Source organism: Streptomyces sp. 17_S59, assembly GCF_056930295.1.
In genome coordinates this window covers 2,861,022-2,874,145 of sequence record NZ_JBXOWD010000001.1, presented here as the reverse complement: position 1 = coordinate 2,874,145, position 13,124 = coordinate 2,861,022, and the positions used below count along the sequence as shown (strand labels likewise).

Below are 13,124 nucleotides of genomic sequence, written 5' to 3'. Positions count from 1 at the left end.
CCGAGCCAAAGGAGATCCGCATGAGTCAGCCCCCCGGCACCACCCCGGGCCTGCGCGTACCGCTGACTCGTGCGGACAGCGTTTCCTACCTCTTGCACTTCGGACCTGACGCTGAACGAGTCGAGCTCGTCACCACCGCCCAGCTCATGACCCTTCTCATCGAGGTCGCCGAAGCCCTCGGCCTGGCCGTCACCGTCCGGCCGCGCACGCAGTGAACGACCAACAGCTCGACACACCCCTCTCGCAGACCACGGACCCCGCCCCCATGGACCTGTTTCCCGAACTCCCCGGCGCCATCTGCGTCAGCTACCAACAGTCCGCCGTCGGCGACGACCAGCCGCTGACGCGCCTCGACCGTGCCGAGTTCGACACCCCCGGCCAAGCCATCCGCTGGCTTCGTCGCCAAGTCCGAGCGGCCGTTCCCGAGCTCGAACCCGCCGCCCGCACCATCATCTACGCCTGGCTGGGCGATCACATCGCCTACCGACGAGCCGTCAACGGCCTGGCCCGTGGTGAGAACTTCCTCTTGCACTTGCAGACGCCGGGGTCGAGTTTGCTGATGGTGGCGGAGTGGCGTGGGGGGAGGGAGCATCGGTAACGCCCCACCCAGCTCAATTCGCACACCCGATCACGTCACGATCTCGTACGTCGCAGCCCGGTAACCAACCTTCTGAACTGGCCTGTTCACGGGCAACGGCTCGCCATGCTTGCTCCCCTCGAACCACGTTCGCCGGGAGACCATCATGCTCACCACGATGCGCACCACCGCCAGCCTGATCACGGCGGGCTTGCTGCTGGCCTCGACCATCACCGCGACGGCTGCTGAGGCCGCCACCTGCGCTCACCACACCACCGGCGTCTGCAAGGCGAACAGCCGGCATCCCCGTGGAGCCACCGCCCAGTGCAAGGACAAGAGCTACTGGTACGGCGCTCGGTTCAGTGGGACTTGTTCGCACCATCGGGGGGTGAGGTATTGGTACAAGTAGAGGTTGAGATCTGCGTGGGTGACAACGACGCCCTCAGTGCCGCGCACGTCGTAGCCGTGCGCGGCTCTTCTCAAGCCACCCCGCCCGCCTCACCAACCTCATCACATCCCCATCCGGCCCCGTCTCCCTGAGCTCCAAGATCGGGAACGTGCAGCACACCAGCACGCTGTTGATCGTGCCGCTCTTGCGAAAGGCCTGCGTGGCCTCGTCAAACGGCTCCTTGGAATGGACCTGCGGGGGAGTCGCCAAAGACTCCACGTGGCCCCCGAAGTTGAGTCCCAAGTACCAGTGCTGGTACCCACCTGGATTCCCCCACCAGTGGCTCTCCCAGTAGCTGTACCTCCGGGCACCGACCCACCCGAGATGCTCGCGCATGCTGCCACTCGGCACCTCCGCGAAGCGGCTGCGTCCCAGCTTGATCCAAAGGTTGTCAGCCTCCGGCCCGATCTGGATCTTCGGTGTGAAGCCCCAGCAAGCCGTCGTCAGCGAGTACGCCACCACCCGCTCATCCTCCGACCACGTCACCAAGAAGCCGTCACGGTGCAGCTGCCAGACGCGGCTGATCACTTCGACCTCCCGCCGGCGCATCGGGTAACGGCGCAGCCCTCGCCGTTCCTCGAGGTAGTAACCCGTGGTCTTGTCTTCGAACAGCGGCTTGCCGAACAACTCCTCCACGGCCTCCGGGCGCATGCGCACCGCGAGGCTCAAGAAGTTTCGCCGCCATCGCCGCCTGCGACCGATCGTCGTCTTCAGCCACCAGGTATAGGCCAGCGAGCCCAGCGTCGCGGTGGAGGCGGCCAAGGGCACTGGCTTCATCATGTCGAGCAGCTGGAACGAGAACATCACGCCGCAGAGTCTCCGGCCCCCGGGTAGACCGCGGTGCGTTTGCCTGAAGACTGTCACACGGAAGAGCGGCCGCTCTACGCCTCGGCCGGCCCTTCCGGCCCCTCCGGCGCCTTCAGCCCCCGCATGAGCTCCGCCGGATCGATCTTCAACCCCTCGGCCAGCTTCAGGATGTTGTGCAGCGAGATGTTCCGCCGCCCGCGTTCCACCTGGCCGACGAACGTCCAGTGCAGCCCGCAGTCATGGGCAAGAGCCTCTTGGCTCTTGCCCAGCTCGTTCCGGCGATCGCGGACCCGCGACCCGAACGTCTGAGCTGCGTCTGAGATGGGCTGTTTTGGCTTTGACATGGCAGCCCAAGTGCATGCGTCCCAAGCCTAAAGATCCAGAGACGATAAATCCCATGACTTTGAGTCCCATGACCATGCGTCCTGCTAGGCTGCGGACGCAGCCCCGGGCGAACCCCCGGAGCCGAGCCGTATATATACGTGCGCGGACTCCCCGGGATCGGCCGGCGGCCAGGTGATCTCTAGTGAAAGAGGTGAACCCCATGACGCAGTTCAACTTCAGCCGCGGTGGCGGCGGGGGCGGCGGCACCGGCGGCGGATCGCAGCAGGCGTCCAAGCCGAAGCCCAAGGGGAGCCCGTACTCGACTCTGTGAGACCCAAGCAGCCCCGGCCCCCGGAAGGGGGACCGGGGCTGCTGCCTGCCCCAGGAAAACGGTCAAACCTTGCTTTGACCTGCGGGTTCTATATAATTGATCTTGAATATGCACGGCCCGCTGGAACGCCTCTACCGCACCAAGCTCACGCTGCTCGCCACCGTCTCCACGGTCGTCGGGGTTGCTCTTCTGGCGCTCGGGCACTGGGCCAAAGATCAGGCAGGGTCATTGATCACCAACCTGCCGATCACCGACCTCGGCTCAGCCCTCTTCACCACCGGCCTGATCGTCATCTTCTTCACGTACCTCGACAAGGCTGATGCCGAAGAGCGAGCCAACGAGCGTCTCCGCCGCGTCCTGGCCGAAGAAGCTCCCGCCATCCGTGATGCCGTGGTCGATGGCTTCGCCTTCGCGCCCGACTCCCTGACCAGCGTGGCGTCACCGGGGACGCTCGATCGGATCATCGAAAACTGCCTGGCCATCCAACTGGGTGACCGAGACCTGGCCACTGAGGTCTACACCGATCTCCGCGAACAAGTCGTTCGAGCTCCAGAGCGTTGGCACGACGCCCGAGCTGTGATCGAACTGACCCCCTGGAAGCCGGGTCCCACCTCTGGGGCGGGCTCGATGTTCGTGGCCACCATCCGCTGGGAGTACCGCACCATCCCCAGCAGCTCCGTGCTGCGCTTCGCCTGCGTCTCCGACCTCGAGGAGTACCGCGAGCTCCTCCATGATCCGGCCTTCACCATCGCCTGGTACTTCGAGCCGATCGCTGGTTTGGACGGAGCCTCTCCCGAAGCCTTCGAGCTGGCACAAGTCACCGTTGACGGCCAGCAGCGGCCGATGCGTCGCACATCGAAGCGCGGCAGCCAGGTCTACACCGCCAACCTCGGTGACAACGTCGTCACCGACCAACGGGAGGTGACCATTTCTTACATCTACCACACCGCGGTGCAGCAGAACGGGCACCTCATCCATCTCGACCTGGCCAGGCCGACCAAGGGCTTCAAGGCTGAACTTCGCTACGGAGACGCCGGCATCCGGAACCTGAACGTGCTGGACTACATCGCTGGAGCTGAGCAACCGCGGATCACCCAACTACCTACATCAGACCCAACACCCTCCATAGAAGTCAGCTTTGACGGTTGGGTGTTTCCGAAGGGTGGGGTGGGGTTTGTGTGGGTGTTGGATGATGAGATGAAAAAGCCAGGCGTAGAGGCCCGCCGAGCGGCGGGCCGTGGCCAAAAATGATCGAAACTAATCATCTTTAATCACCCGTACGTGATCTTCCAGCCGGTGGGTACAATCCCTTCGCTCGCATTCGAGAGTGTGGACTGCCAAAGAACTCGAGGTCGATGTGGCTTACCGGAACAAGACCTACGTCGCGTTCGCCAGCGAGGACATCAAGTACTACTACCTGATGAAAGCCTGGCGCGACAACGAGGACATCGACTTCGACTTCTTTGATGCGCACGACATTAATACGGCGCTGGATACGAGTCAGCCAGAGACGATCCGACGCCGACTCGGCGAGCGGCTCTCGAACACTAAGCAGACCGTGGTTCTCCTGAGTGACACCACTAAGCCGAAGGCTGCTAGGAAATCGAGTTTCCTCTACTACGAGATCGAAGCCATCAAGCGACGTAACCTGCCAGTGGTGTTTGTGAACCTCGACCAGTCTCGGACGACCCAGTCATCAAAAATCCCGGCCACATTGACCGACCACTACTCGATCAGTGTGTCTTTCCAGCCGGCCATCATCAGGTACGCGCTCGATGACTACGTCGAATCCTTCCAGAAGAACTCGACTGCGGCGGACCCGAAGTCCGGGCCGTACCACTACAAGAAGCACGTCTACACCGGCCTCGGTCTGTAGAGATGAGGCACAGCCTCGCCGTGCTGTTCGGTACGCGGCGCGGAACCTCACTGCTTCTACGGAACGCACTGGCCGCCTTCGGTGTTGTGACAGGCATGTTCCAGATCGGGCTGGCTCTGTGGCCGGAGGCTCGCCCCTCCGGTGACAACCGCTGGCCTGCTCTAATCGTGTTGGTGACCGCAGCACTTCTCTTCGGAATCATCAAGGCTTGGCCAGGACATAAGGTAAGTCGGATCTTCAACCGGCCGGACATTAAAATACGTGTCGAGATAGGCGATCTTTTTAACCAGGACTCCCACCTCATAGTGGGCTTTAGCGATACCTTCGACACTGACACAACCAACGGGGTGGTCATCAGCGAATCCAGTGTGCAGGGGCAGTTCCTGAAGCGTATCTACAACCAGGACCTAACCAGGCTTGATGCGGAACTCGCTTCGGCGCTGGCCGGGAAAGTTGCTGAGGCTACCGAGACACGCACAGACAAGAGCATCGGGAAGCTCGAACGCTACCCAATTGGAACAGTGGCTGCACTCGGCAATCCAACAAAGCACTTCTTTTGCGTTGCTTACAGCAAGATGCAGAACAACCTGATCGCTAGCTCCAATGTGGATTTTCTATGGCAGAGCCTTGGCGCAGCTTGGGAAGCCGTCTACCTTCATGGTCAGCAAAAGCCTGTCTCGATCCCAGTCGTAGGATCTGAGCTAGCGCGGGTCAGCTGCCTTGACCGAGAGAGCCTCCTCAAAATGATCCTGCTGTCCTTCGTGGCCCGCTCTCGACAAAGTCTGGTCAGCAAAGAACTGCGGGTCATAATCCACCCGAAGGACTACCACCACATCAACATGCTTGAGGTGGAAGCTTTTTTGCGGACGTTGTGAGACGGAGGGGCGACTGCCGGACGTTTCGCCGGCTTGGCTTCACCCTCGGCAGCCGGGCTACTCAGACTCTTCTTCCCGAACAGCACCCGGATGGTGTTGCGGCGAGCCGACGCCTCGCGCTCGATCTCTGAAGTACGAGGCGCCACAAGGGTGGTGGCATACGACGACCTGAACACCCGTGCGACTACCGGACGGTTCACCTAGATCGACCACGGATGAACGCCGTGACCATCACTTCCCAACATCACAAACCGCGACTGTGAGCTCGAACTCCCGGTGGCCCAGGGCGAGTTGTGATCATGGGGGCGGGGAGTGTAGAGAAGGTGGAGATGTCAGGGGGAAGAGGGTGGTAGACACGCTCAAGGGGGAGCGGCCCAGCAGGGCACTGCCCCACTCGGCCACCCGGTGGCCCTACTGCTGCTTCAGCTTCTCTGCTGGCACTTCTGGTATTGGGTCAGCTCGCACGCTTACATAACGCCATACCTTAGGAGAAACATCCCGAGACGGCGAGCGCATACCGCCAACAGGGGAAACAATGACGGATAAGCGGATGCCAGCTTTATAGCCATTGATGCCGCAATCGCCAGTTCGTTCCGGATCGCAACTCAAATCGTCCGAAGGCTCCACAAGCTCGTAACCCTCCTGCTTGACAAACTCCCTCAAAACCTTGACTTCCGAACCTTTCTCCATCGGCACCCACCAACTCCTATTGACCTCGGGGCAGGTAGTGTCAAATCCGCACGATAATGGCGTGTACTCGATTAATTCTTCGCCATTGTTGTATGGTGGCGCCCACTCCACACCACCCCGCGGCGCTATAAAATCTCGCCTGAATTGCTCCACTGGAGCATCGACCTTCGAAAAGTTAATCTTCACCGGGATATCTGCAACCACGTATAACCCAGCTAGCACCAGCAATGCCACGACCCAACGCTTGCGCTTCGATCGTTTCGCTAAGGCCTTGCCCGCCTTTTGGATTGGACTTGATGCTGTGGTCAACATGGAATATTTTCTCGCTTAGTCAAGATTTACTATATAACACCAAGCCCCGTTCTCCAATCCCTAAGAAATATCCACCCCTGAAGGCTGCGCCAAACCCCTTCAGGGCTCTTGTATATTCAGGCACCTTCTGTTAATTTACTTTCAGGTTTGCTCCAAGTTAAAGGCTTGTTGAGCATTCCCGGCACCTTACATCCCCGTCGAAGCGCGAGACGAAAGACAGGCGGAGCAAGTTGCGAGTAAAGCGAATTCTCTCAGCGGCTATGGCTGCTGCTGGGCTAGCATCGGCTATCACGGTCATGGGGCCGGTGAGCGCCGCGCAGGCTGATCCGATGCCCTGTGCCAGCGTGCTGGCTATCTTCGGGCGCGGTGCGGACTGGCACCCATGGGGATCACCTCGCGATTTTGAGACATCCGAGGCGTACGCCTTCCATGCGCAGCTCAGGGCCGATCTTCCCGGCGTCAGCCTCCTGGATGCCAACATCGGCAACCTCGACAACGACAACCACCTCGAGTCCAACGAGTACCCGGCTACGCAGAGCGTGCGATTCGCACCAGGCTGGAATTACTTCAAAAGTGTTGAGGTCGGAACTGCCGAGCTCGTTGACTTCATGAAGAAGCGCACCGCCAAGTGCCAGCGAGAGATTTACGCACTAGGCGGCTACTCTGAAGGCGCTGATGTCATCGGTGCGGCGCTCCCGCAACTACCGCATGAGATCAGGGAGCGTATCGCACACGTCGCCTTCATAGGTGATACCAAGTTTGACCCAGGGAATCCCGGCGCTCGCCTTCTCGGTTCCAAGCCTCGATGGGTGCGGGGTGACGAGCTAGGATTTGTATCCGGGAAATCCAAGGTTGAATATCAGGGGAGCTTCCTTGGTTCTCGCATCCCCTACATACCTTCCGACATGGAAGACCGTGTAGGCAGCTGGTGCGACAGAGGAGACTGGCTCTGCACCGGCTCGGTATGGAGGGAGAATCTTGGCAAGATTGACTTTAAAGCCGGGACGCACCACGACGGCACATACGAGCGCAGGTGGATGCACGATATTGCCTGGGAGACCGCCCAAGCTATCCTCCACAAACTCTCCGCCACCTCCCCCCCGCTCAACGCTAAGAACGGCTCCCTCCTCACCACCGAACAAGGCCACATGTACGTCCTGGCCGGAGGATCAGCCTTCTGGTTCAACAAGAACGACTCTGGCCAACTGAGGGACTACCAAAACCAGAGCAGGCAACTCACCGGCACGGCTGATCCCATCCCGGTCTCCCTGGACGTCATCCGTGGCATCGAAGCCAACCGAGATGGAAGCGGAAACCTATCCCCCGGCTCCCACATGCCCACCGACAACACCTGGCTCCGTGATCGGTCCGGTGCCCAGTACCTCATCAAGTACCAGCACCCCTTCCCGATCGGCTCGCCCGAGGAGGTCGTAGACCTCGGCGGGCGAGACAAGGCCATCCTGGTTCCGGCTGGGATTGCAGATCTTCAGACCCACGCCCCGCAGTGGGTCCCCGGCGATCAGCTTCAGTTCCACGGCAACGGTGCCGTCTTCCAGTTCACCGACACCGGCCACCCGGTAGGCAGCGTCGCCACCCGCGACTGCATCTACGCCACCACTGACCGAGCAGTCACCCCCATGCCCGCCAGCGCTCGGAGTCTGTTTCCGACCAACTCCCAGCCTGCCACTTGCGACTTCCCGCATGGCATGTGGCTCCGGGCCGATACCACCAACCGCCAGCTCCAGGTCCTCTACGGCGCCGGCAACCTGGTGACCGATCCAAACGAGGTAGTCAAGCTCGGCGGCGAGGGCCAAGCCCGCTCCGTCTCCGAGGAGACCTTCAACGGTCTCCTCGCCCGCGGCATGGACGTTCCCAACGCCCACCTCTTCCAGGCAGCCGGTAGCCCCGACGTCTACCAAACCTGGACCAACCAGCTGGAACACGTCGGGGGCCCCGGTGTCCGGGATTGCCTGGCTCTACGCAACCATGCCGTGGTCGAGAACGTGCCCCAGAGCTTCATCAACCGCCTGCCCAAGGGACACGACGCCACCTGCGTCATGCCAGACGGTCGCTTCTGGTTCGACACTGGCAGCAACACCAAGCAGCAGTACATGAGCGTCTACGGCGGCGCCTTCCAGGTCACCTCCGCCGAGCTCGACGAGCTCGACGCGAAGAACCGCGCCGAACCGCTCAGCCACAACGGCTCTGTGTTCCTCGAGCGGCAGAACCAGTTCATCAACTTCCCAAAGGGCGAGCTCTTCAAAGCCGCCGGTGACCCGAACGTCTGGCAGACCTGGGACGACCAACTGCACCACGTGGCCGGCCCCGGTGTTCGGGATTGTCTCAAGGCTCGAGACCAGCGTGACGTCAAGGTCGTCCCCCAAGACCTCATCAACCGGATGAGGCTGATGGGCAAGATCAGCTCCTCTGACGCCACCTGCGTTCTGCCCGACAACTTCTGGTTCAAGGACACCAACAACAAGCAGTACGTCACCCGCTTCGGCGGTGCCTTCCAGGTCACCATCGACGAGGTGAAGACCCTCAACGGCCCCAACCAGCCCGTGTCCATGGGTCACGAGGGCGTAGACCTGCAGGAGCGTCAGAACGACTTCGTCGTTCCTGACGACCTCCTCCTGGAGGCAGCTGGTGACCCGAACGTCTGGTACGTGAAGAACAACCAACTGCACCACGTCAACAGCCCGCTGGCTCGTGATGCCTTGATGACCATCCACGGCCAGACCGTTCAGAGAGTCCCCCAGGACTTCATCAACCGCATGCGAGCCCTCGGTCGTATCGCCAATGATGCGACCTACAGCCTCGACAACAGCCTCGTCATCGCCCCTGACCACACGAGCGTCAGCTACATCAGAGGCGGTCAGCGGCAACCAGTCCAGAACCCCAGCATCCGAGACTGCCTGAAGAGTAGGGGTGCCCGGGTCAGCGGTACGGGAGATCCGCTTCCCACCACCGAGCTCGTCCTGAACTCCTTCCCAACCGGGCCGGCAGCGACGTGTAGCTGACACCAGTGCTCTCGCTGCTCGGGCGGATGTGAACGATCAACCGGTTCCAGGTAACACCAGGAACCAAAAAGCCCGGGTCTTTCCCTGAACATAGGGGAAGGACCCGGGCTGCTTTATTTCTTAGCGAGATTTGCGGGGTGGAGAGCAGCGCGCTGCTCTCCACCCCCTTGTTCACCGTCCCCGGCGCCTACGCCTTACGACCCGCCTCCACCTTCACGCGCCGTACGCTTCGCAGGCTTCGCATCGGTCGATGCCGAGTCGGTAGCCGCGCTGTTCGGACCGCCAGGGCCGAACAGCGCCTGGATGGCGTTGCGACGAGCCGCCGCCTCGCGCTCGATCGCCTCGAGCGCCTCCGCGGCACGCTTGGTGAAGTCCTCCTCGGTCTGGTGGTGCGTGACGTACAGCTCCACCGCCGCGCGGATGGCATCGGTCAGGTTCAGCCCGTTGAGCTGGGCAACCAGGGCGAACTGGGCATGCAGATCGTCGGGGAGCTTGATCCCCAGCGTCTTCACGCCACCGTTCTTGGGCTCCGTCGTCATGACAGATCTCCTCGGTGTGGTGCGGCTGGCCATCCCGCCTGGGATGACGACAACAGCCGCAGGCCACCGACGAGCTACGCCGCGTCTGTGCCCGCCCTCTTCCGCCTGGCGACTTGAAGCCGCTCCTCCGCCATGGCGGCGAACCTCGGGTTGAGCTCAATGCCGATCCAGTCCCGCTGATGCTCCTCGGCTGCGAGGGCCGTCGTCCCCGAGCCCAGGAACGGATCAAGCACCACCCCAGGACGCCCTTCGGCCTCGCAGCGGCAGACCGGACCCAGCAGCCCCGTGGCCAACCGCCGCCGGCTGTGGTCCTCGAGCCCTCGTTGCCAAGCTCGACCACACGCCGAGCAGACTCGCTCTGGACAGGTGGCCAGCAATGGTCGCTCCACCAAGTTCCTCGGGAAGACCGCGAAGTGAGCCCCGCGGTAGCCGGCCGTGGCCAGACTCCAGACATCGCCCGGGTTCTTGCCCAAGGGATGCCCGGCCAGCCCTGCCGCCTTCAGCTTGCCGAGGCCCCCGTTGTCGCTGACTGGACGCCCCGACTGGCGAGCACCGCTCGGCGGATACGTCCGGTCTGGGTTCCCCGTCGTCTGCCGACTGGTGGTCACCAGCGGCTGCCGGATGGCGTCGAGGTTGAAGAAGTACGAGTGGGAGCGCACGAAGAAGTAGACGTACTCATGGGCCGTCGTCAGTCGGTCACCAATCGACGAGGGCATCGGATTGGCCTTGGCCCACACCACCGTGTTGCGCAACACCCAGCCATCGGCGCACAGCGCCATGGCCACCCGAGCTGGGCCCAGCAGCAGACTCTTCGGGACGGCTCCCTCGCGTACGTGCCGTGAGTACCCGTCACCGAGGTTCAGCCACAGCGACCCTGACGGGCGTAGCACCTGGGCCAATTCCCGGCAGACCTCACGTAGATCCTGAGCCCAGGCATCAACCGAGGATTCGGCTCCGAGTTGGCCAGCATGCCCGTAGTCCCGGACGCCGAAGTAGGGCGGGCTGGTGATGATGCAGTCGATGGACGATGAGGGCAGCTGACGCAGCTGCTCGTGGACGTCGCCGAGGAGGATGGTGTTGAGGGGTAAGGGGGCGTCTGGGCCGAGCACAGCGGCTGGCTCAGGGACGCATTTAAGATCACCGCCCGTTTTGGGTGTAGATGAGTTCATAAAGATTGGTTCTCCGAGGATTAGGTAGGTATGTGCAGCTGAAGAGCTGCAAGTGAGTTGGGGTGCCTCGGCGCGCGCAGCGCCGAGGCGTTCGTGACCAAGTGGCAGTCAGCCTGGTTCAGCTGACACCTGGGGCTGAAGGGTCACGAGCAACGCTTGGCCCCAGGGCGGTGACGGCCCGAACGCGTTCGCGCCGCCGGAACGGGCCCCTTCAGGATGCGTCCGTCCGGTCACTCTCTGTATGCTGCCGGACGTATCGCATGAGGGACGGGTTCAAATTGGGGCCCCTCAGGTCCACAACACACGGTTCCCGTACCGGAATGGGAGCCAGATCAAGATCCCGTCCGATCGTCAGATCGGGCGGGATCTTGGCGTTTTTGTGGCTTCGGTGTTTCGGGGCCTCGGCGTTGTTCCGGCTCTCCGTTGTGCGGGCGCTGATGGTTTTACGGGCGCTGATGGCGGATCAGGACTTGGTACGGACTACCACCCGTTCTGTGAGGCAGATCATGTTTCCCGCGGTAGGGAAACGGTTCTGCGGGTGTCTGCGGGCGTGGCACGATCTTGCAGATCGCTACTTGCGAGTAATCGCGACGGACCGGCGATCACAGCTCTTCCCGTTGTCGTGTGATGCGGCCCCAGAGGCCGACTGCCTCCGGGTCGCCCCCACCTCACGCTCCTGAGGACTCAACTTTGCGCAATACCACCAGGTATGCCGTTTTACCGGTACTGACCGCCGCGTCCCTGCTCGTCGTCACCGGCTGTGCGGGTTCCGGCAATTCCTCCGCTGACAAGGCCGTCGACGCCGAGCCGGTGGCCGCCACGGCCCCGCAGCTCGCCGTGGCGGCGGCACCGGCCGGGGCAGCTGCTCCCAGCGCGGTGGCGAGCCCGTCCGACGGCTCCGGCGCCAAGGCCCCCGGCGGGCCCAAGGCGGCCAAGTCGTCGCTGAAGGTCGCCTCCTTCGACAAGAGCAGCGGACGGGCCGTCATATCCGGGCCCTCCGGGGCTCCCAAGAAGGGCAAGGGCGTCGCGCCCCAGCCCAAGCAGGCGAACGTGGCCGTCGGCGACGTCATCGCCAGCGCCCCTGCGCCCGGCGCCCCCCACGGCGTCCTCGCCAAGGTCACCCAGGTGCTCGGCAAGAACGAGCAGGGCACCGAGGTGAACACCGCGCCCGCCACCCTCGATGCGCTGCTCGGCGACTCCGAGGCCAAGGGCAAGGTCCCGGTCGACCCGTCCACCGTCAAGGTGGAGCCGCTCCTCAAGGGCGTCAACGTCTCCTGGACGAAGCCCAACGGGGTGCAGGTCGGCCCGAAGGGCGCCAAGGTGCCGCTGGGCAGCCTGCGGCTGGACGTGGGGACCTCCATCCCCACGCCGCCGGGTTCCCCGGTGACGGCCGAGGCGTCCGCCGCGGGCTATGTGCAGCTCGCCCCCGAGGTCGACTTCTCGTACGACGGGAAGGGGCTGGGCGGCCGTGGCCCCGGCACCGCCTCGCTGGAGCTGTCCGGCGACTGGTCCTCCCAGTGGGAGCTGAAGGGCCAGGCGGCGGCCACGACCGCGGACAAGCCGGTGAAGCTGCCGTTCGCCAAGCTGCACGCCGACCCGGTCATCCAGGTCGGGCCCGTGCCGGTCGTGGTCAACCTCGACCTCACCTGCTACCTCCAGGTGGACGCGGAGGGCAAGCTCAGCGTCGACGTCAAGCAGGACCTGAAGGGCGACTTCCGGGTCGGCGGGGCGTACACGTGGGGCAAGGGCTGGACGCCCGTTGCCAAGTCCGAGATGAAGGCCAGCCCGGTGCGGGCGACGGCCTCTGCCTCGGGCAAGGTCAAGGCCGCGCTGGGTGCGGAGGCCTCCGTGGGCCTCTACGGTGCCGTCGGTGTCAGCGCCAACCTCTCGCCCTACCTGCGGGCCGAGGGCGAGGGGACGGCCACGGCCGCCACGGACGGGACCGCTTCCGCCTCCGGCAAGTGGGGGGCTTATGGCGGTGTCGATCTGACGGGTGCGTTGCAGGCGCAGCTGAAGATCTTCGGTACGCCGTTGTTCGAGCGGCGGATTCCGTTCGACCTCGTGCACAAGGAGTGGAAGCTCGGCGGGGGAGAGGGGACCGTCAAGCGGGGTTCGTAGGGCGCCCATTGGGGTGGGCGGGGTGGGGTTTCTTTTCC

14 protein-coding genes are annotated in these 13,124 nt (G+C 63.1%); 8 read left to right on the top strand and 6 right to left on the bottom strand.

The features are described from left to right. The first annotated feature begins 20 nt into the window (after positions 1-20). Both AC1Z4A_RS12605 and AC1Z4A_RS12600 read left to right on the top strand, forming a co-directional pair. A complete protein-coding gene (locus AC1Z4A_RS12605) occupies positions 21-215 on the top strand; it encodes a hypothetical protein (protein ID WP_483678310.1) in 195 nt (64 codons plus the stop codon). 50 nt (positions 216-265) lie between these two features. Next, a complete protein-coding gene (locus tag AC1Z4A_RS12600; protein ID WP_483678308.1) occupies positions 266-598 on the top strand; it encodes a hypothetical protein in 333 nt (110 codons plus the stop codon). Positions 599-628: 30 nt separating this feature from the next. On the opposite strand, the gene AC1Z4A_RS12595 is transcribed toward AC1Z4A_RS12600, so the two are convergent. After that, entirely contained in the window at positions 629-835 is a 207-nt protein-coding gene (locus AC1Z4A_RS12595) for a hypothetical protein (RefSeq protein ID WP_483683797.1), read from the bottom strand. Between AC1Z4A_RS12595 and AC1Z4A_RS12590 the strand changes: the two genes are divergently transcribed. After that, positions 744-986: a DUF3761 domain-containing protein gene (locus AC1Z4A_RS12590; protein ID WP_483678306.1), complete on the top strand. Its 243-nt coding sequence runs from the start codon at positions 744-746 to the stop codon at positions 984-986. The genes AC1Z4A_RS12595 and AC1Z4A_RS12590 overlap by 92 nt on opposite strands. Positions 987-1,019: 33 nt before the next feature. On the opposite strand, the gene AC1Z4A_RS12585 is transcribed toward AC1Z4A_RS12590, so the two are convergent. Together AC1Z4A_RS12585 and AC1Z4A_RS12580 are read right to left on the bottom strand one after the other, a co-directional pair. Beyond that, positions 1,020-1,829, bottom strand: coding sequence for an ETEC_3214 domain-containing protein (locus AC1Z4A_RS12585; protein WP_483683577.1), 810 nt, complete (start codon positions 1,827-1,829; stop codon positions 1,020-1,022). Between the two features lie 77 nt (positions 1,830-1,906). Further along, positions 1,907-2,176 carry a helix-turn-helix domain-containing protein gene (locus tag AC1Z4A_RS12580; protein ID WP_483678304.1) on the bottom strand — a complete coding sequence of 90 codons (270 nt, stop codon included), beginning with the start codon at positions 2,174-2,176 and terminating at the stop codon, positions 1,907-1,909. Positions 2,177-2,595: 419 nt separating this feature from the next. On the opposite strand from AC1Z4A_RS12580, the gene AC1Z4A_RS12575 reads away from it, so the two are divergent. From AC1Z4A_RS12575 to AC1Z4A_RS12565, 3 genes are all read left to right on the top strand, one after another. Further along, positions 2,596-3,738 (top strand): hypothetical protein, encoded by a 1,143-nt coding sequence (locus AC1Z4A_RS12575; RefSeq protein WP_483678302.1) that lies wholly within the window; start codon positions 2,596-2,598, stop codon positions 3,736-3,738. Between the two features lie 76 nt (positions 3,739-3,814). Beyond that, entirely contained in the window at positions 3,815-4,363 is a 549-nt protein-coding gene (locus AC1Z4A_RS12570; protein WP_483678299.1) for a TIR domain-containing protein, read from the top strand. Positions 4,364-4,383: 20 nt separating this feature from the next. Continuing rightward, the gene (locus AC1Z4A_RS12565; protein WP_483678296.1) at positions 4,384-5,238 is read left to right on the top strand and encodes a macro domain-containing protein; all 855 of its coding nucleotides are present in this window, start codon (positions 4,384-4,386) and stop codon (positions 5,236-5,238) included. A gap of 411 nt (positions 5,239-5,649) precedes the next feature. Here the strand turns inward: AC1Z4A_RS12565 and AC1Z4A_RS12560 are convergent, their stop codons facing one another. Further along, on the bottom strand, positions 5,650-6,240 hold the full coding sequence (locus AC1Z4A_RS12560) for a hypothetical protein (RefSeq protein ID WP_483678294.1): 591 nt from the start codon (positions 6,238-6,240) through the stop codon (positions 5,650-5,652). A 305-nt stretch (positions 6,241-6,545) separates the two neighbouring features. Here AC1Z4A_RS12560 and AC1Z4A_RS12555 point away from each other — a divergent pair, with 305 nt between their 5' ends. After that, complete coding sequence (locus tag AC1Z4A_RS12555; RefSeq protein WP_483678292.1) at positions 6,546-9,260, top strand: cutinase family protein; 2,715 nt, start codon at positions 6,546-6,548, stop codon at positions 9,258-9,260. 194 nt (positions 9,261-9,454) lie between these two features. Here the strand turns inward: AC1Z4A_RS12555 and AC1Z4A_RS12550 are convergent, their stop codons facing one another. Both AC1Z4A_RS12550 and AC1Z4A_RS12545 read right to left on the bottom strand, forming a co-directional pair. Then, positions 9,455-9,799, bottom strand: coding sequence for a ribbon-helix-helix domain-containing protein (locus AC1Z4A_RS12550; protein WP_483678290.1), 345 nt, complete (start codon positions 9,797-9,799; stop codon positions 9,455-9,457). A gap of 74 nt (positions 9,800-9,873) precedes the next feature. Beyond that, a complete protein-coding gene (locus AC1Z4A_RS12545; protein ID WP_483678287.1) occupies positions 9,874-10,908 on the bottom strand; it encodes a DNA methyltransferase in 1,035 nt (344 codons plus the stop codon). Between the two features lie 750 nt (positions 10,909-11,658). Here AC1Z4A_RS12545 and AC1Z4A_RS12540 point away from each other — a divergent pair. Beyond that, positions 11,659-13,086, top strand: a complete 1,428-nt coding sequence (locus AC1Z4A_RS12540) for a hypothetical protein (protein WP_483678285.1) — start codon at positions 11,659-11,661, stop codon at positions 13,084-13,086. The last annotated feature ends 38 nt before the right edge of the window (positions 13,087-13,124 follow it).

Coding starts and splice junctions, on each gene's coding strand:
- AC1Z4A_RS12590 (WP_483678306.1), top strand. CDS start 744: ATGCTCACCACGATGCGCACCACCGCCAGCCTGATCACGGCGGGCTTG.
- AC1Z4A_RS12575 (WP_483678302.1), top strand. CDS start 2,596: ATGCACGGCCCGCTGGAACGCCTCTACCGCACCAAGCTCACGCTGCTC.
- AC1Z4A_RS12550 (WP_483678290.1), bottom strand. CDS start 9,799: ATGACGACGGAGCCCAAGAACGGTGGCGTGAAGACGCTGGGGATCAAG.
- AC1Z4A_RS12560 (WP_483678294.1), bottom strand. CDS start 6,240: ATGTTGACCACAGCATCAAGTCCAATCCAAAAGGCGGGCAAGGCCTTA.
- AC1Z4A_RS12600 (WP_483678308.1), top strand. CDS start 266: ATGGACCTGTTTCCCGAACTCCCCGGCGCCATCTGCGTCAGCTACCAA.
- AC1Z4A_RS12580 (WP_483678304.1), bottom strand. CDS start 2,176: ATGTCAAAGCCAAAACAGCCCATCTCAGACGCAGCTCAGACGTTCGGG.
- AC1Z4A_RS12585 (WP_483683577.1), bottom strand. CDS start 1,829: ATGTTCTCGTTCCAGCTGCTCGACATGATGAAGCCAGTGCCCTTGGCC.
- AC1Z4A_RS12605 (WP_483678310.1), top strand. CDS start 21: ATGAGTCAGCCCCCCGGCACCACCCCGGGCCTGCGCGTACCGCTGACT.